General features: G+C 64.8%; 26 protein-coding genes. 5 read left to right on the top strand and 21 right to left on the bottom strand.

Going from position 1 to position 22358, the window contains the following annotated elements:
• Positions 1-142 precede the first annotated feature (142 nt).
• From GPJ75_RS11945 to GPJ75_RS11885, 14 genes are all read right to left on the bottom strand, one after another.
• The gene (locus tag GPJ75_RS11945) at positions 143-910 is read right to left on the bottom strand and encodes a lytic transglycosylase domain-containing protein (RefSeq protein ID WP_163268361.1); all 768 of its coding nucleotides are present in this window, start codon (positions 908-910) and stop codon (positions 143-145) included.
• 3 nt (positions 911-913) lie between these two features.
• On the bottom strand, positions 914-1249 hold the full coding sequence (locus GPJ75_RS11940) for a DUF736 domain-containing protein (protein WP_163268359.1): 336 nt from the start codon (positions 1247-1249) through the stop codon (positions 914-916).
• Positions 1250-1297: 48 nt separating this feature from the next.
• On the bottom strand, positions 1298-1843 hold the full coding sequence (locus GPJ75_RS11935; RefSeq protein ID WP_163268357.1) for a S26 family signal peptidase: 546 nt from the start codon (positions 1841-1843) through the stop codon (positions 1298-1300).
• Complete coding sequence (locus GPJ75_RS11930; protein WP_163268356.1) at positions 1840-2361, bottom strand: DUF2840 domain-containing protein; 522 nt, start codon at positions 2359-2361, stop codon at positions 1840-1842. Before GPJ75_RS11930 ends, GPJ75_RS11935 begins: the two co-directional genes overlap by 4 nt.
• On the bottom strand, positions 2358-2609 hold the full coding sequence (locus tag GPJ75_RS11925) for a ribbon-helix-helix protein (protein WP_163268354.1): 252 nt from the start codon (positions 2607-2609) through the stop codon (positions 2358-2360). Before GPJ75_RS11925 ends, GPJ75_RS11930 begins: the two co-directional genes overlap by 4 nt.
• Entirely contained in the window at positions 2606-3259 is a 654-nt protein-coding gene (gene parA / locus GPJ75_RS11920; RefSeq protein WP_163268352.1) for a ParA family partition ATPase, read from the bottom strand. Before parA ends, GPJ75_RS11925 begins: the two co-directional genes overlap by 4 nt.
• Positions 3256-4383 carry a replication initiator protein A gene (locus GPJ75_RS11915; protein ID WP_163268350.1) on the bottom strand — a complete coding sequence of 376 codons (1128 nt, stop codon included), beginning with the start codon at positions 4381-4383 and terminating at the stop codon, positions 3256-3258. The genes parA and GPJ75_RS11915 overlap by 4 nt, the downstream gene beginning before the upstream one ends.
• Positions 4384-4401: 18 nt before the next feature.
• The gene (locus GPJ75_RS11910; RefSeq protein ID WP_163268348.1) at positions 4402-4683 is read right to left on the bottom strand and encodes a helix-turn-helix transcriptional regulator; all 282 of its coding nucleotides are present in this window, start codon (positions 4681-4683) and stop codon (positions 4402-4404) included.
• Between the two features lie 147 nt (positions 4684-4830).
• Positions 4831-5328, bottom strand: a complete 498-nt coding sequence (locus tag GPJ75_RS11905) for a DUF2285 domain-containing protein (RefSeq protein ID WP_246249031.1) — start codon at positions 5326-5328, stop codon at positions 4831-4833.
• Complete coding sequence (locus GPJ75_RS27340; protein ID WP_246249030.1) at positions 5270-5602, bottom strand: transcriptional regulator domain-containing protein; 333 nt, start codon at positions 5600-5602, stop codon at positions 5270-5272. Before GPJ75_RS27340 ends, GPJ75_RS11905 begins: the two co-directional genes overlap by 59 nt.
• Positions 5603-5726: 124 nt before the next feature.
• Positions 5727-5990, bottom strand: a complete 264-nt coding sequence (locus GPJ75_RS11900; RefSeq protein WP_163268346.1) for a DNA -binding domain-containing protein — start codon at positions 5988-5990, stop codon at positions 5727-5729.
• 125 nt (positions 5991-6115) lie between these two features.
• On the bottom strand, positions 6116-6376 hold the full coding sequence (locus tag GPJ75_RS11895; protein WP_163268344.1) for a helix-turn-helix domain-containing protein: 261 nt from the start codon (positions 6374-6376) through the stop codon (positions 6116-6118).
• A 185-nt stretch (positions 6377-6561) separates the two neighbouring features.
• Entirely contained in the window at positions 6562-6882 is a 321-nt protein-coding gene (locus GPJ75_RS11890; RefSeq protein WP_163268342.1) for a DUF736 domain-containing protein, read from the bottom strand.
• 583 nt (positions 6883-7465) lie between these two features.
• A complete protein-coding gene (locus tag GPJ75_RS11885; RefSeq protein ID WP_163268340.1) occupies positions 7466-7906 on the bottom strand; it encodes a hypothetical protein in 441 nt (146 codons plus the stop codon).
• A 138-nt stretch (positions 7907-8044) separates the two neighbouring features.
• Between GPJ75_RS11885 and GPJ75_RS11880 the strand changes: the two genes are divergently transcribed.
• Complete coding sequence (locus GPJ75_RS11880) at positions 8045-8596, top strand: GNAT family N-acetyltransferase (RefSeq protein WP_246249029.1); 552 nt, start codon at positions 8045-8047, stop codon at positions 8594-8596.
• Between the two features lie 81 nt (positions 8597-8677).
• Here the strand turns inward: GPJ75_RS11880 and GPJ75_RS11875 are convergent, their stop codons facing one another.
• The 6 genes from GPJ75_RS11875 to GPJ75_RS11850 form a co-directional block, all read right to left on the bottom strand.
• Positions 8678-9601, bottom strand: coding sequence for a DUF2493 domain-containing protein (locus tag GPJ75_RS11875; RefSeq protein WP_246249028.1), 924 nt, complete (start codon positions 9599-9601; stop codon positions 8678-8680).
• Between the two features lie 322 nt (positions 9602-9923).
• Complete coding sequence (locus GPJ75_RS11870) at positions 9924-10988, bottom strand: DUF7146 domain-containing protein (RefSeq protein ID WP_205602525.1); 1065 nt, start codon at positions 10986-10988, stop codon at positions 9924-9926.
• Positions 10988-15310, bottom strand: coding sequence for a strawberry notch family protein (locus tag GPJ75_RS11865; RefSeq protein WP_163268334.1), 4323 nt, complete (start codon positions 15308-15310; stop codon positions 10988-10990). Before GPJ75_RS11865 ends, GPJ75_RS11870 begins: the two co-directional genes overlap by 1 nt.
• Positions 15311-15405: 95 nt before the next feature.
• A complete protein-coding gene (locus GPJ75_RS11860) occupies positions 15406-15633 on the bottom strand; it encodes a DUF6117 family protein (RefSeq protein WP_163268332.1) in 228 nt (75 codons plus the stop codon).
• Positions 15630-16040 carry a hypothetical protein gene (locus GPJ75_RS11855; RefSeq protein ID WP_163268330.1) on the bottom strand — a complete coding sequence of 137 codons (411 nt, stop codon included), beginning with the start codon at positions 16038-16040 and terminating at the stop codon, positions 15630-15632. Before GPJ75_RS11855 ends, GPJ75_RS11860 begins: the two co-directional genes overlap by 4 nt.
• A 100-nt stretch (positions 16041-16140) precedes the next feature.
• Positions 16141-18249, bottom strand: a complete 2109-nt coding sequence (locus tag GPJ75_RS11850) for a ParB/RepB/Spo0J family partition protein (protein ID WP_163268328.1) — start codon at positions 18247-18249, stop codon at positions 16141-16143.
• A 203-nt stretch (positions 18250-18452) separates the two neighbouring features.
• Here GPJ75_RS11850 and GPJ75_RS11845 point away from each other — a divergent pair, with 203 nt between their 5' ends.
• Entirely contained in the window at positions 18453-19325 is an 873-nt protein-coding gene (locus tag GPJ75_RS11845; RefSeq protein ID WP_163268326.1) for an RES family NAD+ phosphorylase, read from the top strand.
• Here GPJ75_RS11845 and GPJ75_RS11840 read toward each other — a convergent pair.
• Positions 19322-20230: an ArdC family protein gene (locus GPJ75_RS11840; protein ID WP_205602510.1), complete on the bottom strand. Its 909-nt coding sequence runs from the start codon at positions 20228-20230 to the stop codon at positions 19322-19324. The genes GPJ75_RS11845 and GPJ75_RS11840 overlap by 4 nt on opposite strands.
• A gap of 205 nt (positions 20231-20435) precedes the next feature.
• On the opposite strand from GPJ75_RS11840, the gene GPJ75_RS11835 reads away from it, so the two are divergent.
• The 3 genes from GPJ75_RS11835 (at position 20436) to GPJ75_RS11825 (ending at position 22294) form a co-directional block, all read left to right on the top strand.
• A complete protein-coding gene (locus tag GPJ75_RS11835) occupies positions 20436-20636 on the top strand; it encodes a hypothetical protein (RefSeq protein ID WP_163268324.1) in 201 nt (66 codons plus the stop codon).
• A 124-nt stretch (positions 20637-20760) separates the two neighbouring features.
• Positions 20761-21387 carry a type IV toxin-antitoxin system AbiEi family antitoxin domain-containing protein gene (locus tag GPJ75_RS11830; protein WP_163268322.1) on the top strand — a complete coding sequence of 209 codons (627 nt, stop codon included), beginning with the start codon at positions 20761-20763 and terminating at the stop codon, positions 21385-21387.
• Positions 21377-22294 (top strand): nucleotidyl transferase AbiEii/AbiGii toxin family protein, encoded by a 918-nt coding sequence (locus GPJ75_RS11825; RefSeq protein ID WP_163268320.1) that lies wholly within the window; start codon positions 21377-21379, stop codon positions 22292-22294. The genes GPJ75_RS11830 and GPJ75_RS11825 overlap by 11 nt, the downstream gene beginning before the upstream one ends.
• The last annotated feature ends 64 nt before the right edge of the window (positions 22295-22358 follow it).

Here is a 22358-nt window from a genome sequence, read left to right as displayed (position 1 = left end):
CATGAACAAAAACAACCACCCGACGGAAGCGCAACGTGCGCCCTTTTATCTCGCCATCGTGCGGTTGTGGTGCTTGCCGCTCCCACTCTCGTCCGCCATGATACGCCAGAGCCCGACATCATGCGAAATGAGCTGGTCCGCGTCATGGGGCGTCCCTCGGCGTGTTCTGTACGACGAACACCGTCTTCGGATCAGAAGAGTCCTCGGCGTCGCGTTGTACCGGCACGGAAGCAGAGCTGCGCGCCGATGGATTCTCGATGGTGCGGTCTACGGCCATCCGGCGGTCGTTCGAGCGCGGAACGAACAGCGGTGCTTCGCGCCAGTCTGGTGGCAGCGGCGGTGCGGCCGGGGCGTCCACCGACTGCGTTGCAACGCCCAGCGCTGGCGCAAGCTGATTGACATAGGCGCGGGTTTCGGCGGGCAGCGGCCGACCTGTGGCAAGGTATTCGTCATAGCGGTCAGGTCCCGCATTGTAGGCCGCCAGCATCGCCGGGATGGTGCCGTAGCGGTCGTACATCTCGCGCAGATAGGCCGCGCCCGCGAGGATGTTGTCGCGCGGATCGAATGGGTCGAGACCGAGCCGATAACGGGTGCGCAAGTGATTCCAGGTGCCGGGCATGACCTGCATTAGCCCCATCGCGCCAACATGTGAGACTGCGTGCGTATCGCCCGCGCTTTCGGCCTCCATGACGGCGACGATCCAGCCTGTGGGAATGCCGAAGCGCTGCGCCACCTCCGCGATATGTGCGGCGAAGGGATGATCGGCCTCCTGCTCCATGACGACCACCGGCTGAGCGAATGCGCCGCCGCTCTCGATCAGGCCGAGAGACAGGCCGGAAAGGAGAAAGAGGGCAATGCGGCCGCAAGGACCGCACCGCCGCAATGTTGCTAAAAGACCGATGAACTGCATCGCTCAGTCCCGCTCGCCGCGTTTTTTCGGGCGGGTCCAGTGCAAGCCCCAGTCGCGTCCATCCTCGTCCGACTGGAACAGCCGCGCGCGGACCGGCAACGGAAAGGCGGGGTCGTCGAGGACGACGGAGATGTAGGTGCCGGCCCGTTCGCCGGAGTGTTTCCAGCCGGCGCCGACCTCTGGGCCGTCCTCGTCGCCGAGATGAACCCGATAGGCGGGCGCGTTCTCGCTGTCGGCATTGTCGGCGGTGACGAAGGTGAGTTCGCAGTCGAACGAGAGCGAGCGGATACGTCCGCTATAGCCAGTTGGCGTGCGGGTGAATTGACCGATCTGGGGCATGATGAGCTCCTGTTTGGTTGCGGTGGGATTGCAGGAAGGCATGCGTCGTCACCGCGTCGGCGCGCGCCAGACGAAGCGGCCGTTTCCGTCTTCGTCGGTGTAGAGAGGAATGGTCCGGCCAATGACGGTCGCCGCCGGGAGCGGGCCGAAATAGCGGCCGTCGAAGCTGTCGGAGGCTTGCCAGTTCATGAGGAAGAGCTCGTCGGCCGCGACGACGCGGCAGCCGCTCCAGACCGGCAGCGGGCGGTCGAGCCGATCGCGGTCGCGCGCGTAGCCCATCGCGATTCCATCGACCGTGATGACGTGACCGGTGCGGCACACGCGCTGTCCCGACAGGCCGAGGATGTGCTTCAGGATGGGCACGTCGCGGCCGATATAGCCGCGCTCGACCATGAAGTCCTCGAGCGGCGCGGGCAGCATCACTGCAACCAGATCGGGCACTTCGAGGTGTTCGGCGGGTTCGATCCGGTAAAGCCCGATGGGCGCGCTGGCCGACACGTTCCAGACGAGCTTGAGGGATATCGGAATGACGGCGGCCGCGGCAACACCCATAGCGGCGAAGTACGTCAGCATGACATAGCCGAAGCGGGTCATTGTTCGATCTCCCGCCGCTTGAGCCATGCCTGATGGCGCTCCTGCGTGTAGGCACGCGGCTCCTGGCCGGCGCTCATCCTGTGCGCCACATGGCGCCAGTGCTCGGGCGCGGCGTCGCAGGGATCGACGCCGGCGGCTTCCACCGCGTCGATGTGCTGGAGCACCATTTCGACCTTGGGCCAGCCTTCGATCTTGAGGAGGATTTCGCCGCCGGGGCGCACGAAGGGCAGCGTCTGATAGGCGGCGCCCGGGTCGACGGCGCGCACGATGTCGATGCGCGAGATGACCGTGCCGTAGTCGTTGGCCGCCCATCGCACGAAGGCGAAGACGGCGCCGGGGCGGAAGTAGACGACGCGCCGGCGGCGGTCGATGATCCGCTCGCCGGCCTCGCGGCCGAAGCGGATCCAGTATTCGATCCGCTTCTCGATCCAGGTCAGTTCGACATGGGTGAGCGCATCGGGGGTGTCGGCGGACGGCATCGGGCCGCCGCCAACGCGGGGGGCCGCGGTGCCGGTCATGAGAGGTCTCCTTCGTCTTCTGAGAATTCGCGCGCGAGCAGGTCGCGCAGCATGTCGGCGACCGTGACGCCGCGCTGGAAGGCAGCGATCTTTATGCGGCCGCGCAACTCGGGCGTGATGTCGATGGTCAATCGCGCGGTGTAGCCGGATGACCTGCCGTCGCGGGAGGCGGCATCGGCGGATTTGATCCACTGCTCGGGATCGGCAGGCCTGGCGGCGAATGCACGGCGGTTCGGACGGTCGGTCATGGCGACGCTTTTCCGGCGACGATGCGGTCGGTCTCATTGGCCAGGGCGGTGATCTCGCGCGCGGCCGCTGCGGCATTGTCGATTTCGGAGACGAGGCGGCCGGTCTGCACGGCGGCCGCGAAGGCGATGCGCTGCCCGACGGTGGCGGAGAGAACCGGCGGATCGTGATCGGCCAGCGCCTCGGCCGTTTCGCGTGCGAGCACGGTGCGCGCCGCGCACCGATTGAGAACGAAGCGTGCGATGAGTTCGGGCCGATAGATGCGTGCCTCGTTGACGAGCGCCAGCATCTCGGCCGACGCCCAGCCATCGAGCGGCGACGGCTGCACGGGAATGAGAACGAGATCGGCGGCGAGCAAAGCCGAGCGCATCAACCCGGCGACGCGCGGCGGGCCGTCGATGACGACATGATCTGCGTTGCGTGCGAGCTCGGGCGCCTCGCGATGAAGCGTATCGCGTGCCAGGCCGACGACGCCGAAGTGGCGCGGAAGATGTTCACGGGCGCGCTGCTCGGACCAGTCGAGGGCCGAACCTTGCGGGTCGGCGTCGATCAGCGTGACGCGACTGCCGCGCCGAGCCCATTCGCCGGCGAGATGCAGGGCGAGCGTCGTTTTGCCGGTGCCGCCCTTCTGGTTGAGCAAGGCGACGATCATCGCTTGCCTCCCGGACGGTCATCGAGAGGCAGCATCCGCGTGTCTGGGCATGGCGCAGAAGCGTTGACTTCACGCGCTTTCGAGCGGCATGGCGTAGGGTCTTGAGCGATGTTTTCCACATCGCGCGCGCCCTCTACAGAGTTAGATTCTTTGTTAGACTCTAAGTTACGGGGGCGATTTTTCTTTTTTGTCTCGCACGTTAAGTCCGATTTGAGTTCCCGATAGCACGAGCCTCGGGTTCCTGATGGCACGATAGTGCGGGTTCCCGATAGCACGACGCCATCCACAGGGTTCCCACAGGCCGGGACAGGCTCGAAGGCGAGCAGCGTGCGGCCGCCCGCCTCGACTTCGAGAAAGAGCGTGTATCCGGGCAGCGGCTGGCGGCGGATGATGTGGCGCAGCTCGAAGGCGAAGCGCTTGTAGGGCGAGAGGCTGCCGGATTTCTGATGGAGGTGGCGGAAGTCGAACCGCCAGCCGCCGCGCTGCCGGCCGCCATGCTTGCGCACGAGGCGATAGAGCCAGCGATCGAGCCCGCCGGTCAGGCCGAAATAGGCGCGGTCGATGGTCAGCACGAGCCCGTCGTCGAGCACGGCGCGATAGAACCAGTCCGGCACGATCAGCTCGATGCCGTCCGGTCGGCCTTGGTGATCGGCGCGCTCCTGCCATTCGTTGATCCAGGAGAAACGATGACGCCGGCCTTCGCTCGGCTGACGGATCGAGGTGGAAACGGTGGTGGACTGGAGACGGTCGAGAGCGGCCTTGAGGCGCTGGTAGTCGCGCATCGACGTGCCGCGGCCGACGAAGGTCAGGATTTCATAAGGCGTCGCCGCCATCAGGCGCGACGTTCGAAACCCCTCGTCGCGGGCTTCGACGATCTGGCTTGCGGCCCAGATGAGGATGTCCGCATCCCAGATGGTCGCCATGCCGTGGTCCGGCACCGCTTCAACGCGGATCGAGACGCCGCCGGCGGTGAAATCGATCGGCGCGGTGCGATGGGATTTGGACAGGGAGAAGAAGGGATAAGCCATGAGATCCTGCGCGTCTCGTGGCGCGAAATCGCCGGGGAGCGCCCGAAACAGATCGAGCTGCCCGCGCTCCGACAGGGATCGACGTCGCGCCGTCATTCACGAACCTGCTCGCACTCAGCGCGCGTGACGGCCGGGTTGCGGAACGTCGGGGAGCGTCTGGGGTTTGGCAGGCAACACGCGCCCGCGCGGGTCCGAGGTGGACGTCACGGCGCCGCGCGCCGCCCAGGCTTCGAGGTCATCGACGGCATAGACGACGCGGCCGCCGAGCTTGCGATACGCCGGACCGGTTCCGTAGGTCCGGTGTTTCTCCAGGGTGCGTGCGGAGAGGCTGAGGAGTTCGGCGGCTTCCTTCGTGCGCAGGAAGCGCGGGGGCAGTGCGGCTTGATCGGTTCGCATGGATCGGGCCTCCGTGGGGTAGCCGGTGACCGCTGCGGTTCAGCGGCGAATGGCGACCACGGTGGCGGAGAAGGAACGACGCGGGGGAGTGCGAAGATGTCTAAAGAGATTCGCACCCCTTCCGAGCGTCGAAGACCTATCAGGAAGCTACGCCGGACTTTGGCGACATCGGGCTCGGTGTTTGTGAAGCAGTGTGCGATAGCCGCCGGCCACAAGATCGAAGCCAGTGCGTACCCGGCGCATCACGACGTCGCGCAACGGCATCGATTTCCATGAAATCGCGCTATCGCGCTCTGCGCCGAACACCGCCTCCGCGATGTCTTGATATGTGGCGCCTGCCCGTCGGCCATCGATCGCCCGGAGCATTTCGATGAGATGAAGCCTGCGCTGGACCGTGAGGCGAACGTCTGGTGCCGCTCGATGATGAACGAGAGCATCGCGGAATCGGAACAGCGCGTCGACGCGATCATGGAGTAGCGGATCGACGGGAGTGAGGACGGCCACAGGGCCGCGAGGTGTTTTGCCGTCAAGGGCAATGGCAGCGAAGCGCTCGCCGGCTACGACGAAGCGGAGATAGAGGCCTTCCTCAGCCGATCTGGCGCTGATCGGATCGATGGCGATCGTTGCCGTGATCAAGCCTGGCACGACTATCGGCGCCAGAATGACTGCGGCCGGATCGACAGCGGGGCTCCAGAAGATGTCGGCGTTCGTGGCGGGCAGGTCTGGAAGTATCGGGAAAGCGCAACCCCCAGTGCGCGTTCAGCGCCGCTGCGGCTCGCTCATCCAACGGATCCGAGGCCGCGACCTCCCGCTGATAGTCGGAATTGCGCCGCAGGAATTCCCAGGCGAGTTCCGCCGAGTTCAGGTCTTTGAGGTACCGATATGTCTCGGCGTCTCGCCAACTCCCCAGCACCACCATGCCGATTTCCTCCCCGACTCTATGCAGTGGGTCCGCATGTCCTTGGAAGATCGCGGCGAAATTCAATTCTGGATAGCGGGGCAATCGACATATGGCGATGCGATCTGCGCATCACCTCGAGCATCTAATGGTAGGCAGAACGAAGGAGGTCGCGGTAACCGTTCTCCGTCATCCACCGAGCACGGGCGAGATGGGTCTCGTGAACCCGCATGGCGCGTTCGGGTTGTTTGTCGGGGTCGAGACCGAAGACCACGCGAACGACTTCACGCCAATGTGCAGCGGCCGCCTCGGCGTCGAGCAATCGCAGATAGGTCACGACATGGGCGCGATCGTAGTCTGTCAGATGCTCACTATTCGGTGGTTCATCCAGGAAATCGGCTTTGCCCATGGGTGCTCCTTGTTTCGGCGCGGATCCGCAAGTGGCTATGGTTAATGCAATCCCACCAAGATTGTAGCGGGGCACCGCGAGTCGCTGTGACGGAGACGGGCATTGCGCCAATCGGCAGGTTTTTGTCAGAACGACGTTTCCTGATCCCGCTTCGCCGCGGCATGAACGATCATCACTCCTTCGCCTCGGTCGGAGGTCAGGAGAACAACGCCGTTCGCTTCGAGCGCCCGGCGGACCTGATCGCGCGTGGTCTCGTACACCCTCAGATCGTTTTCAGATTCGAGGCGCTTGAGAGCGGTCAGCGATATTCGGGCCTTGTCAGCGAGCGTCTCCTGCGTCCAACCCAGCAACGCACGCGCGGCCCGCGACTGTCGGGCGGTGATCATGCATGATCACCTCCTACAGCCACGAATGCGCACGCCAGAACTACGACTATTTTAGTCGCTCTTGGCGGGATATGCCACTGAATTATCCTTCTTTTGAGGGTTGAAGCCAGGAAGTCGCTGGACTGATTCGGTTGCCCGACGGCGTTGGCCCCGCCCGGACTTGCCGGGCGGGGCTCGGGCGGGCCTCAGTCGCTGTTGCGGCGCGTCGGGCGGGACCAGATGAGGTTGTAGCCGCCGTCTTCGTCGTCGAAAAGGTTGGCGTAGATTGGAGCGGTGAAGCTCGGATCGTCGAGTTTGAGACCCAGATAATCGCGCCCCTCGTTGGACTGCTTGGACCAAGCTGCCCCAATTTCGGCGCGGCCGACCAGGACGCGGTGGCTGGGGGCGTTCTCGTTGGTCTGGTTGGTCTCCGGGACGACGCGGACGTTCTTGGCCTGCACGTTAAGGGTGACGATTTCGCCGGTGTATTCGTTGCCGGACTTCTTGAAGGTGCCGATGGTCGCCATGGTAGTTCTCCTTGATCACTGGTTTCGAGCCCGCACCATTGCGGCCTCGATGGCGATCGGAGAGGCCGGAGGCGATCGACGGCGCATCGCTTGCGACCGGAGCGTCAGCGGAGGATGACGATCCGGCGGGTTTCTTGTTTCGCGAGGAATGGCGGCGCAGCCGTCAGGGGAAGAAACTTGACGGGCGTCATTGCGCCATAGGCGATCGAGGCGCAGCCGGTCTTCGGCCAGATCAGCCCATTGAAGAGGCCGTTTGGAGCGGTCGGCTCTCAGGGATCGTTCAAGGAGGCAGTGGCGACGCCCTGCACTCAAGCTTCGTTCCGGCGAAAGCACCGAGTTCGTCACCGCCGAGCAGGCCAGTCCGAATAAGGGCCCGGTGACGCTGCTGAAAGAGAATCCACAGCCATTTCCCCCTCATGACTCCGTCGCGCTATTGTGGGCAACGACGATCACGCATTCGACGGGAGTCGCCCATCTACCGAAATCGACGGTCCTGCACGGATAGGCCGCTCTTCGCCTTATCCCTCGACACAGTCATGGCGCCGGGTTTCTTCGCCCCGTCCTGGTCAGCCACCGGCGGTGCTCAGACGCTGGCGGGCTTCTGCCCAGTAGGTCCGGGCGCGGCTATGGAAGTCACGCGTACGAAGGCTGTGATTGCGACCGCAACCGCGCCGATCACCGAGAAAATGGTCTGCCAAGTTTCCGACGGCATGAGATGTTGCACGATCCCATGGGTGGCGTGGAACCCCGCGATTGCGGCAGGCGCGACGAAAGCGAGCGTAATGGTGATTTTCAGCCACATCGGTCGGGCAAACAGGATCAGAAACTGCCCGACGCCGAACACAAGGCCGGCACCGACTAGACCGACAGTGACGCTGCCCGGGAGGCCCGCTCCAGTCTGATACGCCCACATTCCGGCGGCCACTCCGCCGAGCGCGGGCAAGGCGTAGACGGCGAGCGTGAATAGCAACCAGCATATGACGCCGATTGCCGCGATTGAACCGAGAATGGCGAGGATAATCATGGTGGCGGTCTCCCAAGGGCTAATGGTTGCGCCTGCCACCACCTCCATGGCGCACTGAAAATAGGTTATCACAATAACGGTCGAGCGCGGCCTGAAACGTTACTCTGCGATCGGAACGCGTTCGCCAGCAAGTCCACGATGATCAAGAATTTGGCAATGACAATCGAAATTCCAGAACTCAGAGGCGCCCGTATTGTCCTTCGCAGACCAACACCCGAAGACGTGGAAACGCGGCTCGGGTTGGGTCGGCACAAGGAGATTGTCGAGGCGTATGGCGGCACATTCGATCGCACAGCCGCCTTTACCCGGAGCCATGCAGAGGCAGCCATTCAGTTCATTGAGCGACAAGACCATGCTTGGGTCATCGATGCAGGTCGTTTCATCGGCCATGTCCGCCTCCATGGTTTCAGCCAGCAGGACAAGCGGGCAGCATTGGCTATTGGTATCGATGACCCCTCCCGCCTGGGCAAGGGGTACGGCACCGAGGCAATTATGCTCGTTCTCGCCTACGCCTTCGACAGCGGCCTGCATCGTATTTCCCTGCGGGTCCTGTCGAGCAATGCACGCGCACTCGCCTGTTACCGCAAATGCGGGTTTGTCGAAGAAGGCCGGGAACGCGAAGCTGCATTTGTCAACGGCGCCTGGCAAGACGACGTCATAATGGGTTTGCTGGACCGGGAGTTCAGTTAAACCTGAGGACGCTCACCGGATCCTGACGGGCCATCGACCCGATGTTCCACTTCGTCCCGCTGAGCATCCATCGGCCGAGGTTCATCCGAACCGCCAGACCGGGATGCCGAGCTTCCTGGCCTTGTCGGCGAGGTTCTCCTGAATGCCGGTGCCGGGAAAGACCATGACCCCGATTGGCAGGACATCGAGCATCTGGTCGTTGCGCTTGAAAGGTGCGGCGCGGCCGTGCTTCGTCCAGTCGGGCGCGAAACCGATCTGGGGCACGTTGCGGTGGTCGGCCCAGCGCGCGGCAATCTTCTCGGCGCCTTTCGGTGACTTGCCGTGCATCAGCACCATGTCGGGGTGCTTGGCATGGACCTGGTCGAGTTTGTCCCAGATCAGCCTGTGGTCGTTGAAGTCGAGCCCGCCGGTGAGGGCGACCTTTGATCCATCGGGCAGGAGCACTTGCGTGTCGGCGCGTTTCCGGGCGGCGATGAAGTCGCGGCTGTCGATCATGGCTGACGTCAGCGTGCGATGGTTGACTCGTGATCCGGTTCGCGGTGACCAGGGCGTGCCGGTGGTGCGCAGATAGTGCTCGGCGGCACTTTCGCGGAAGAACTCCAGGCTGTCGCGGCGTTCGATGAGGCTCTTGCCGACCTCGATCAGCCGCTCGAGCTCGACGGCTTTGACTTCCGAGCCGTCCTGTTCGCGCTGCCGGCGCTTCTGCGCCTGCTCGTTGTCGTCGAGCTTGCGCTCCACCCGGTCGACGGCGCGGTGAAAGCTGTTGACGGTCGACCAGAGCAGGTCGTCGAGGTCGAAATCGAGCGCTGTGTCGGCCATGGTGGCGATCAGGGCGTCGAAGATGTCGGAGACGGCGCCCTCGATGGTGCGATCGTCAGGGACGGGTCTCGGGTCCTGCGTGTTCTCGTCGTGGTGATAGCCGTAGAGCTGCAGTTCGCTCAGCGCGTGGTCGGTCGGAGAGGATTCGTGGTGGGGCTCGAAGGTGTCGTCGTCTTCATGCGCCATGGGGATGCTCCCTTGTCGGTTGGCCGCGCCCGCCGCGGCCTTCATGGCGCCGCAAGACGGCGGGCGGGCCGGGCCTGCATCCGGAAGCGCAAGCGGACGGGCCGGAGCTCAGTGGAGGATGGCGGAGGCCGGCGATTTTGCTTCGCGATGGAAAGCGGCCGTCAGGCCGCGCCGGAAAATCGTCGGCCGCAGCCATTGCCGGCCCGACCCGGCTGCCGTCCGGTCGCCCTCTGAAGAAGGCCGGGGCGCGGCCCTCTGCGACATCGATGGGAGAGCCCGCGCGTGACGGCGGGGACACTGGCCCCACCATGCCGCTTCCCGTTCAGGCCAACTGAGCGGTCTTCTGAAAGCGCGCGACATCCTGCGGGGCGAGCTGGACCCGAACCGACGCCGTGAGCGCATCCAGTCCGCGCAGCCGCAGATCCTCGTTGAAATCGCCCAGCATCGGCGCGATGGTCAGCGCCTCGATCCCCTCGGCGTCGGCGCGTTTGCCCAGGCTGTCACGCGCCTCTTCGCCTGCCGGATCGTCATCGCACACGATATAGAGACGGCGCAGCGAGCCCGGGAGTGCGAGGGCGGTCAGATGGGCGGCGGAAAGCGCTGCTACCATCGGCATGTCGGGCAGGACGCATCGCAGCGACAGCATGGTCTCGATGCCTTCGCCGGCGGCCATGATCTCGCCCGCCACGCCGAAGCGCACCGCATTGCCGAGCAGGTCGCCCATTGCCCGTCGCGGCGTGTCGATCGGCGCCTTGCCGAGCCTCACCTCGCTGAACCCCTTCGGATCGAGCCAGGTTCGATGGGCGCCGGTCTGGTGGCCGTCGAGGTCGGTGACGGAGGCGATCACGGCCGGCCAAGTCTCGGTCGGCGCATGCTCGTCGGGCCGGTAATAGCAGCGCGGATGGAATCGCAGCGATCCGGCGCCGTGCAAAGCCGTAATGCCGCGATTACGCAAATACGATTCTGCGAGCGTACCGATGATCGGCCGAGCCATCGAAAACAGCCGCTTCGCTGCGAGCGGCGAACCCGCTGGTGCGGGCGTCTTCAGTCCACATCGTGGTGCGGACTCCGGTTCGGGATGCGGTAGAGCGAGGAAGCGCCGCGCCTCGTCGGCAACGTCCCTGAATTCGACAAGGCCACAGCTTTCGCGGATTACATCGAGCAGGTCGCCATGCTCGCCCGTCGCGGCATCGGTCCATTTGCCCGCCGCGCCCTTGCCGGATTCCGGGCCGACGAGGCGTACGAACATCGAGCGCCCCGGCGTGTTGCGAACGTCGCCGACCATCCAGTAGCGGCCCTCGCGCCGTCCGGCAGACAGGTATTCGCGGCACACGGCCTCGGCCTGCCGGCCGAGACGATGTGCGAGTTCGGATGCGTCGCGGGTCATCATGCAGCCTCCCGCTCGGCGATGCGCTCGATCGGAAAGCGCTCCAGAAGCTTGGCAAGGATCGCGGGGCCGGAGGCGTCGGTCGGAACGAACAGGCGCAGCTTCCAGGAGATGATCTCGCCGAACAGGCCATAGGCCTTGAGGCGGTCGCGCATCGTGTCGGTGAAGCCGGTGAGTTCGACGCGGTTCGCGCCCATGACGCGGGCGCGGCGAAGTTGCAGCCCCTCGGCAAGGTCGAGGATCGTGCGGCCGTCCATCAGCGCGGCGAAGGCGTTGTCCGGGGTGAGCGTCGCCGTGCCGGTTGTGGTGGCTGTCGCGGCCCAGGCAGGCGAGACACGCCGGCCGATGATCCGTTCGCCGTCATCGGTCTGCAGCCGGTAGACCCGCGTCGATTCGTTCGGCAGGCGCTTCCAGATCGGCAGCAGGAGGCCGGCGACCATATGGATGGTGCTGTCGGTGAATTCGGGCACCGATGCGACTTCCGCCTCCCAGGCATTGGTGAACGTGGCGCGATCGGCCTCCACCCAATGCGTGTCGCCCATCATGACAACCGGCACGTTGGTCGCCTCCATTGGCCGGATCAGACGCACGCGCTGTTCGACCGAGCCGTCATCGTTGATGAGGCTGGTGGTGGGCACGCGCACCGCGGCGCGGCCGGAGCGCTCGTTAACCAGCAGACAGGCGCGCGGATCGGCGAGATGGTCGAGCGCGTCATCGAGCGTGACCGGCCGGTTGCGCTTACGCTGGGCGATGGTTAGCAGCGTCGTCACCGCGCCCGTCGCGGCATGGGTATGGATGGCCTGGCGATCGAGGACCGTGAAACGTTCCGCGCGCAGTGTCTCCAGTCCGACGTCATAGGTGCCGCTGGCGATGGCGCCTTCGATCCGCGCCGCGAGAAGCTGCTCGAAGCGCGCGAAGAGGATGTTCTGCAGATCGATGGTGAGCGCCAGGAGGCGGTTCAAGAAGGTGGTGATCGGCGGCAGCTCGTCCTTGATGCCGTTGGCGTCGGTCAGCTTGAGACCGGTCGACTCCTCGAAGGTTTGCAGCGGACATCCCTCGACTTTGCCGGCGACGATCAGCAGATAGAGCCGGCGCAGCGCATCGCGCGCATAGGCGCTTTCGAGATTGTCCTCGGCGCGGAAGAGGCCCTGACCGCCGGTCTGGCGCTGGCCGCGTGTTATCGCGCCGAGCGTATCGAGCCGGCGGGCGATCGTGGAAAGAAAGCGTTTCTCCGCCTTCACGTCGGTGGCGACCGGTCGGAAGAGCGGCGGCTGCGCCTGGTTGGTGCGGTTGGTGCGCCCCAGGCCCTGGATCGCTGCATCGGCTTTCCAGCCCGGCTCCAGCAGATAGTGGACGCGCAGCCGCCGGTTCTTCGCCGCGAGGTCGGCATGATAGGACCGCCCGGTGCCGCCGGCGTCCGAGAAGACCAGGATGCGCTTGGCGTCGTCCATGAAGGCAGCGGTCTCGGCGAGGTTGGCGGCGACGGCGCGGCCTTCCACGGCGAGGCGGTCACCCTTGCGGACGATGCGGCGCGAGCGGCCCGTCACCTCGGCCACCTCATCGGTGCCGAAGCGCTGGACGATCTGGTCGAGCGCCCCGGGTACGGGCGGCAGCGAGGCGAGCTTTTCGATCAGCCGGTCACGCCGGGCGACGGCCTCGCGGTTTTCGACGGGCTGGCCGTCGCGGAACACCGGACGCGAGCACAGATTGCCCTCGCTGTCGGTGAAGGGCTCGTAGAGCTGCACCGGGAAGGAATGCGCCAGATAGTCGAGCACATATTCGCGCGGCGTGATGTCGACCTGCACGTCGTTCCAGTCCTCGGTCGGGATCTCGGCGAGGCGCCTTTCCATCAGGGCTTCGCCGGTCGAGACGATCTGGATGACGGCGGCATGGCCGGCCTTAAGGTCGGCCTCGATGGAAGCGATCAGCGACGGCGTTTTCATCGCCGTGATGAGATGATTGAAAAAACGCTGCTTGGCGCTCTCGAAGGCGGACCGCGCGGCGGACTTCGCCTGTGCGTTCAGCGTTCCTTCGCTGCCGGTGACGTTGGTCGCCCGCATGGCGGCGTCGAGATTGTTGTGAATCATCGCGAAGGCGCCGGCATAGGCGTCATAGATGCGCCGCTGCTCGTCGGTGAGCTGGTGCTCGACCAGCTCATATTCGACGCCTTCATAGGAGAGCGAGCGGGCCTGATAGAGACCGAGGGCCTTCAGATCGCGCGCCAGCACCTCCATCGCCGCGACTCCGCCGTCCTCGATCGCCTCGACGAATTCGGCGCGGGTGGCAAACGGAAAATCCTCGCCGCCCCACAGGCCGAGCCGCTGGGCGTAGGCGAGATTGTGGACCGTGGTGGCGCCGGTCGCCGAGACATAGACCACGCGCGCATCGGGCAATGCGTGCTGCAGGCGCAGCCCGGCGCGGCCCTGCTGCGAGGCGGCCTGGTCGCCGCGCTCGCCCTTCGATCCGGCGGCATTCTGCATGGCGTGGCTTTCGTCGAAAATGATCACTCCATCGAAGTCCTCTCCCAACCAATCGACGATCTGCCGGACGCGCGAAACCTTCGATCCGCGCTCGTCGGAGCGCAGCGTGGCGTAGGTTGTAAAAAGGATGCCTTGCGAGAGCCGGATCGGCGTGCCCTGGCGAAAACGCGACAGTGGCGTGACCAGGAGCCGTTCCTGACCGAGCGCCGACCAGTCGCGCTGCGCGTCCTCGATCAGCTTGTCGGATTTGGACACCCAGACGGCGCGGCGGCGGCCCTTGAGCCAGTTATCGAGCAGGATGCCGGCGACCTGGCGGCCCTTGCCGGCTCCGGTGCCATCGCCAAGAAACCAGCCGCGCCGGAAGCGAATGGCGCCGTCGTGATCGTCGGTGGCCGCGGTGACGACATCGCAGGTCTCATCGACGGTCCAGGCGCCGGCGAGATGCTGACTGTGGGCTTCGCCGGCATGGATCACGCTTTCGAGTTGGGCGTCGGACAGAACGCCATCGGCTATGAGGCTCGGCGGCAGATGCGGACGATAGCTCGGCTTTGGAGGGGCGACCGAGGCCGTGGCCGCGGATTGCACCAGCCTGGTCGGGTGCGCCTGAGACCCGGGAACACGGATCGACTGAAGCGCGTATTCTTCATAAAGCGCATCGGTGAGCCGCGTGCCCTCCGGCGGCGTCCAGTCGACGGTCTCGTAGTCGAGCGCCACGCCCTCCGGCGCGGACAGGATCGGCGCCGGCGTGGTATCGACCCGCCTGGAGATCGCTCCGTTCAGGGGAGCCGGGCGGTTCACATGCGCGGAGCCTGTCGGCAACGTCACGGGCGGACGCGGCGGCATTAGCGCCTGGACCCAGGCGAGCAGCGTGGCCGCATCGGCGGCGACGCCCGGCGATCCCGGAAAGATGGACGGATCGTCGGCCGCGATCTTGTCGATCACCGTCAGCCGCGTGTCGATGGTCGTGCCGTGCCGCGCATAAACTGCGCCATCGATGCCGACTGTGAAGACGATACGTCCGCTTTCCTGCAGGCGGACGAAGGCGTCCCGCCATCTGGGCGCATCGGGCGCGAAGCTGGCGCCGGTGATGGCGACGAGCCGGCCGCCGGGCGCCAGGCGCGCCAGCGCCGAGGCGACATGGCGATAGGCGGCGTCGGCCATGCGGCCCGACACATTTGCCATTGCCGAGAATGGCGGGTTCATCAGCACGACGCTGGGAACAACGGCGGCGTCCAGATGATCATCGATCTGGGCCGCGTCGAAGCGCGTGACGAACAGAGCCGGAAAGAGAGAAGACAGAAGGTCGCCGCGTGTCTCGGCGAGTTCGTTGAGGCGGAGGCTGCCTCCGGCTATCTCGGCGAGAATGGCGAGCAGGCCGGTGCCGGCGGACGGCTCCAGCACGATGTCGTCCGCCGTGATGGCGGCGGCGGTCGCCGCGGCAAAGCCGAGGGCGAGCGGCGTCGAGAATTGCTGGAAGGCCTCGCTCTCTTCGGAGCGGCGCGTGTGCGACGGCAGAAGATGGGCGATCTTTGCGAGCAGCGGCAGCGCAGCCGCCGGAGACCCGGCTTTACGCAGAAGCGCCTTTCCGTATTTGCGCAGAAACAGGACCGCCGCGCCTTCGCAGGCATCGTAAGCTGTCTTCCAGTCCCAGGCGCCATCGGTGTCGGAGCCGCCGAAGGCGGCGTCCATCGCGGCGCGCAAGTCTGGCGCATCGATGCGGCGTCCCTGTTCGAGATGCGGCAAGAGAAGGCGGGCAGCCTCGACCACGAAGGGCGTGGAATTGGCCGGGACAAGTGGTTGGGCGGCGCTGGCAAGCGCCGCCGTCGAAGCGAGCTGTGTCATGGAGGGAACCTCGGGAGAGCGGGAACGGGACGAGCCGGCCGGCGCTCTCTCTCGGACCGAACCGGCTCAAACCCGTCCCGGCCTGTCTCTCCCTCTCACGGCGCCTCCGGCGCCGGTGGCACATAGGCGTCGTAGGGGTTGCCCTCGGCGAGATGCCCGAACGGCGTGAAGAGGAATTCCTCGCCGTCCCGGCCGACGGCGCAGACGACGTAGCGCGGAGCGCCAGTCGCGGCGTCGGTGCATTCGAGCAAAGCGAGATTGCCGTCGGCGGCCGCGCACAGCAGCGTCTGGAAATTGGCGCGGACGTGATCGGGAATGCTCATGGCCGGCCTCCCTTGATCGTGTCGTCGAGCCAGCCATGCGTGCCGATCCAGGCGACCGTGTCGCGTCGGCCAAGGTCGAGCACATGCGCGCCGCCGCCGAAGGCGTTCAGCTGCGGACGCGAGCAGGTGTTCGCCCATTGAAATCCCCAGCGGCCGGTGAGCGCGAAGGCGTCCGCGCAGCGCAGGACGAAGTCGATGACGCGTTGCGGATCGCCGGTGCCGTCGTCCCGCATCCAGAGGTTTGAGCCTCCATAGGCGGGATTGAGCGACAGGAGAAAACTATCGGAGGGCGGATCTTCCGCAGCACCTTCCGCGCAAAGATCATTGTACAATTCCAGCGCGCGGGCGGCGTTGCCGGGCGTGCCAACATCGAGCAGGCACGAGAAGTGTGTGAAATAGTCAGCCATAGCGGGCTCCTGAAACGAGGAAGCCCGGCGCGATCGCCGGGCGTTGATCGAGATTGGTGGGAAAGAGCGGCGGGGTGGCTGGAGTCGCCCCGCCCTCGGTTCATTCGGCCGCGACGGGCTGCGGATCGTCGGCGCCGTCGTTTTCGGTGTCCTCGCCCTCGGCGAGGAACGCCGGAAGCGCATCGGACTCGGCCCCGTCTTCGCCGGCGTTGACGTCATCGGGCGTGGAGAGGCGCAGCGGTTCGGGAAGCCAGCCGCTGTCGGCGAGGAGCCGTTCGGCTTCCTTCGCCATGTCCGGCTTCTTCAGATGGTCGATGAGCTGTGCCGTCTCTTCGCCCTTGGCCTCGCGGACCGCTTCGAGAATGCGGGGCTTGGTCACGCGGCCGAAATAGTTGTCGACCGTTGGCCGCCAGCCGACCTCCACCATGTCGAGCCCCACGGCACGGGCCAGCCGGTCCGCTTCGTTGATGCGCTGCTGCACGCCATGGGACGTGGGACCCGTACCGTAGGGATTGGCCTTCTCGTAGAGCGCGTTCACGCCGAACGAGACGCAATGGGCGAGCAGCGCCAGGCGGCTTGCCTCATCGAGCCCATCGATCTTCGCCCAGAGCGCATCGTCATCGGTCGGCAGGTCGGCCTGCCACCCCTCCTGCCGCTCCTCGACGGACCTGGCGGACGGGCTGTCCTTCAGATCGTCGGCCTGAACGGGGAAGAAGACGTGGCGAACGGACGCTTCGAGGCAACCGGTCGAGGAGGCGTGCCGGAAGGTATCGCGCACCAGCTTGTGCAGGAGTGCGGTCATCGCGACATGCGGATTGTTCGCCAGCGCGTCCCGCAGGGCGAGCGTGCGATGCGCGGTGAGCTCGATCACGAGCCGCTCGGGCAGCGGCTTGACCGTGTCTTCCTCCTCATCCGGGCTCTCGGCCTCGCCGCCCACGGTGATCACCGTGCGCTGCACCGCGCCGGGGTTGGTCGCCGTATCGCCATCGACGCCCGCGCCCGCGTCATCGTCACCCTCGGGGGCCTCGTCCTCGGGGCGGACATAGCCGCGATCGACCGAAGGCTGCCCGTCGTGCCGAATGCTGACGAAGGCGCCGGCACGGCCGATCTCGGCAGGGTCGTAGCGCATCGGCCGATCCTCAAAGGCCTCCAGCGCCGTCTCGATCTCGCCAAGGCGCTCGTCCACCCCATCGGGCAGCTCGTCGGCCTCAGCATATTCGGCTTCAAGCTGGTCGAACTCCTCGCGCAGGGCCTCGCGGCTGGCGCGCTCCTCGTCGGTCAGATCGACGGGCGTGCCGACGAGTTGCCGGAGCCCGTGCGTATGGCCATAGGGAAAATCGGCCGCGACCTCGATCCACTTCCAGCCTTCCTCGGCGATGGTCTCTGCCTCGGCCTTGAGCTTGTCGGCGACGAGCCGTTCGAGCAGCGGCACATCCTCGATCCAGCCACCGTCGTCGTCCTGGAACAGGTCGCGCATGACGGAGCCGCCGGCCTCTTCATAGGCTTCGATGGTGACGAAGCGCACGCGCCGGTCGGACGCGCGAACAGCGTTCTCCGTCAGCATGCGGCGGATCTGATAGGGCTCCTTCGACCAACTATGCTCGACAGCGTCCCAGACCTGTTCCTGGCGTGCAGAATCGGCCGAGACGGTGAAGGCCATGAGTTGCTCCAGCGTCATGCCGTCCTCGGCATAGATGTCGAGGAGCTTCTCCGACACCGAGGCGAGCTTGAGCCGCTGCTTGACGATATTGACCGAGACGAAGAAGCGCGCGGCGATCTCCTCCTCGGTCAGGCCCTGCGTGCGCAGCGTCTGGAAGGCACGGAACTGGTCGAGCGGATGCAGCGGCGCGCGCTGGACGTTCTCGACCAGCGAATCCTCCTCGGCCGAAATGTCGCTGCTGCCCTCGCGCACGATGCAGGGCACCGGCGCGGTCCTGGCGAGCCGCTTCTTCTTGGCGAGCAGTTCGAGCGCCCGGTAGCGGCGCCCGCCAGCGGGAATCTCGAACATGCCGGTCTCGTTGCCGTCGCTATCCACGACCGGCCTGACATTGAGGCTCTGCAGGAGGCCGCGACGGGCGATGTCCTCGGCCAGTTCCTCGATCGAGACACCGGCCTTGACCCGCCGGACGTTGGACTGGCTGAGCACGAGCTTGTTGAAGGGGATGTCGCGCGAGGCGCTGAGGGTGATCTTGTGACTAGCAGTTGCCATGGTGGGTTACTCCGCGACGGGCGCCAAGAGCCTTTCTCTCGGCTTCCAACCCATCACGGAAAAGGGGCGCAGCCCTCTCACTCTCCTTTGCTGGATCTCAGTCGAGGGACAACGCCGGAAAATAGGGATTTCAGGTATGCTCTCGCTCATCTGAGGTGGAGCGGAGTAGACTGTCCCGCGTCGGCGGCATTGACGGTGATGAAATGAACAACAAAAAGCCCGGAAACGGTGAGTTCAGGTCGTGGCGTAGCTATTGGGAGTTTCGCCGTGAGGTTATTCGAGACTGGCGTTATGTCCGTTCGAAGACGGCTCAAGCCTTTCTGTCCGCTGTTGCGACCACCTGCCATGACCGATCGGTCGATATTCCTGAAGGGAAGCATTTCTTTCGTGCCCAGGTCGCACATCATGACGTATTCGAGCCAGAAGTCGGCGACAGCTTTCCGGGGCCCGCCCTTCCGAACCGAATGAACCCGCTGCGCGGCCGCGCTCGGGAGGGCCGCGTCAATCCGAAGGGGATTCCCTGCCTTTACATGGCGAGTGACAAACATACTGCAATGGCAGAGGCGAGACCGTGGATTGGTTCCTTAGTCTCGCTTGGCGTATTCCGGACGGAACGAGCTCTGAAGATTGTCGATTGTACAAGGGACGCGGATCGCAATCGCTTCTTTCTCGAAGGCGAGCCAGCTGTAGACGAGCGAGATCAGGTAGTTTGGAGTCATATGGCACGCGCATTCAGAGAACCTGCGACGCGCGACGATGATATCGCCGAGTATGCTCCGACCCAGATCATCGCGGAGGTGTTCAGGTCCGAAGGGTATGACGGGGTAGCCTACAGAAGCGCATTCGGAACGGATCGCTTCAACATCGCGCTATTTGATCTCGACGCCGCGAAGCTAGTGACATGCGCATTGCACGAGGTTCGTGACGTCGAGTTGAAACACGAAGAGACGGCCAATCCCTATTTCGTGCAGGTTGATGAAGATGGAAAACCTGTCCTTGTCCGCAATGTGATTACCGATATCCGGCCCCTGGAACCGACGGAACGCGACGAGAGCACCGATAAAGACGGCGTTTAGTCAAGCAGTGACAGCAGCCAGTCGGCGGCCTTGCTCGCCTGGCTCGCAGCGAGGACGATGGCGCGATTGTCCTCGCGCAGCACCTCCAGCCAGGAGCCGATGTAGTCGGCATGCCGGACGGTGGGCACGATGCCGAGCGAGGCGCAGCAGAAGGCGGCGTTGATCTCGGCAATCAGCTCTTCGAAGGCATATTTCTTCGATCCGAACGATCCGGAGAGATCACGGTTGAGCCGGTGGGGCGCGCCGCTGGCATGCCCGAGCTCGTGCAGCGCCGTACGATGCCAGTTGACCGGCTCGAAATAGGCCTGCGGCGGCGGCACCTGCACGTAGTCGTGCGCCGGCACATAGAAGGCTTGGTTGCCGCCGATGCGGAAATCGATGCCGGTGGCCTCGATCAGGGCCTCGAAGCGCGGTTCTATCAAACCCGTCGGTGCCGGCGGCGCAGCCGTCTGGACATCCTCGGGCAGGTTCTCGCACTGGTCGGTGTTGAAGACGGTAAACCGCTTCAGGAACGGGATTGCCTGCGCATCCTCGCCGGTCTCGCGAGCGCGCCGCTTCTCGTCCTCCGGCACGAATCGGTCGGCATAGACGACGGTGGTGCCGCGTTCGCCCTTACGGACATTTCCGCCGAGCGACAGCGCCTGGCGAAATGTCAGCCAGCTCTGGCCGGAAAAGCCGCGCTCGATGACGGCGCCCCAGAGCAGCAGCACGTTGATTCCGGAATAGGTCCGGCCGGTCGAAGCGTTCTTCGGAAGGCCGAGCGGCGCCTTCGCCGCCGCCGTGCCCCATGGCTGGACCCAAGGCACGCGGCCAGCCTCCAGTTCGGCAATGATCTTGTCGGTGATCTCGGAATAGAGATTGGCCCGGTCGCGCCTGGCACCGGTCTTGCGGTTCTGTCTGGACATCGCGGTTCTCCGCGACGGGCACCGAGAGCCTCTCCCTCGGCTTCCAACCCGTCACGGCAAACCGGTCCGCACTCTCACTCCCAAAGGGGGCGTTGCGGGGGAATCCCCCGCTCGAAGGGGTCGGCCGCAGGGGAAGGCTTTCCCCTCCCCGCTCCTTCCAGATCGCGATCTGGTGGGTTCCAATTAGCGGCGCACTGACTTCCAAATGGCCGCGCGTGGCTGCGTACGCGCCCGTTTCATGTACGAATACAGACATCAAGCCGCGCACAGACTGCGTCAACATCATCAGCATGATCATCTCGACGATGATAACGATGATCATGACGACGCCTTCGTCGACAATCATGGCCATGATGCCGCCGATGATCATGACGGCTTGCCGGAACCGATCCACACTGCGTTCTAGGAGGAAGGCAGTGTGTGGCATCCTTGGTGTGGAGCCGGCTGATGGGCAGATTTAGGTTGCCCCGATGCCGCTCGTGATGTAACAAAATGTCGGAAGATACCCCCATATACCGACAAGATGTTACATGGCTGAGCCTTCTCAAACCACCCAGCGAGACCTTGCTGTGACCCTGATTGAGCAGCACGGCATCATGCGCCAGTCGGACCTGAAAAGCCATGGCATCAATCCGGCCACGCTTGCGCGCCTGGTCAAGGAAGGCGTCCTGCACCGCCCCTCGCGCGGGCTCTACGAACTCGCCGACGCCGACATCGAAGCCGCGCATGCTCTCGCCGAAGTCGCCAAGCGTGTTCCGAAAGGCGTGATCTGCCTGATTTCGGCGCTCCAATTCCACGAAATCACGCTTCAGCTTCCTCGCAGTGTCTGGGTCGCGATTGGGCAGAAGGACCGAACACCGGCGATTGACTACCCACCAATTCGCGTCGTCCGATTCGGTGAGAAGGCGCTCGCCCTCGGCCTCGAAAGGCACAAGATCGATTCCGTGCCCGTCCGCATCTTCGATCCTGCGAAGTCGATTGTGGATTGCTTCCGTTTTCGCAATTCAGTCGGTCTTGATGTCGCACTTGAAGCCCTGCGCATGGGCTGGCGATCCCGCAAGGCGAAGCCCGACGACATTGCGAGATACGCGCAGGAACTGCGCATCTGGAGCATAGTGCGCCCTTATCTCGAAAGCGTCGTCGCTGATGAAGGATAAGCCGACCAACCTCCGCGCTTCGGTCCTCGCCCGCCTGCGCAATGTGGCGCGGGCAAAGAACTCCGACTATCAACTCATCCTGCGCCGCTACGCCATCGAGCGGCTGCTTTATCGGCTCAGCATCTCTCCATATCGGGATCGGTTCATCCTGAAGGGTGCGATGCTATTCACGGCATGGCTCGAGGATGCGTTCCGCCCGACGCAGGACCTTGACCTCCTCGGCCACGGCGATCCCGCAACCTCATCAATCGAAGCCGCCTTCCGCACGATCTGTCAGGTGTCGACGGATGATGATGGATTGGTGTTCGATGCTGACAGCCTGCGTGTCGAGCCAATACGCGAGGATCAGCAGTACGGCGGCGTTCGTGTGAAGACAACGGCGCTTCTCGGCAAGACCCGAATTCCTGTGCAGGTCGATATCGGCTTCGGCGACGTGATCACGCCGGCGGCGAAAGAACTGGAGTTTCCATCGCTACTCGAACCCGCCGGCCCGCGGCTGAAGGCGTATCCCAAGGAAACCGTCGTCGCCGAGAAGCTTCAGGCGATCGTTTCCCTCGGCCGCGCAAACAGCCGGATGAAGGACTTTTATGACCTGCTCGCGCTGTCACGCCTGTTCGATTTCGATGGCGGTACCCTTGTCTCGGCCATCCGCGCGACTTTTGAGCGGCGCGGGACGGCTATCCCCGTGGCGGCGCCGGAAGGCCTTAGTGACAGGTTTGCGGAGGACCATGAGAAGCAGCGGCAATGGGCAGCATTTGTCCGCCGCGAACCGCTGCTAATTGCGGCGCCAAACCTCGGAGAGACAATCAACGAGGTCGGAAGTTTCGCGCTGCCGCCGATCAAAGCGGCAGCAGAGCTCGCCGAATTCAATTTCAGATGGGACGATAGCGGACCGTGGGCATCGTGAACGCGATCCATATACTCTTCGTCCTTCGGGCGGCTTCGCCAGATGACACCGGCCCGGGTACGCA

Source organism: Chelativorans alearensis (assembly GCF_010993735.1).
GTDB lineage: Bacteria > Pseudomonadota > Alphaproteobacteria > Rhizobiales > Rhizobiaceae > Chelativorans > Chelativorans alearense.
This window is presented reverse-complemented; position numbering and strand designations above follow the sequence as displayed.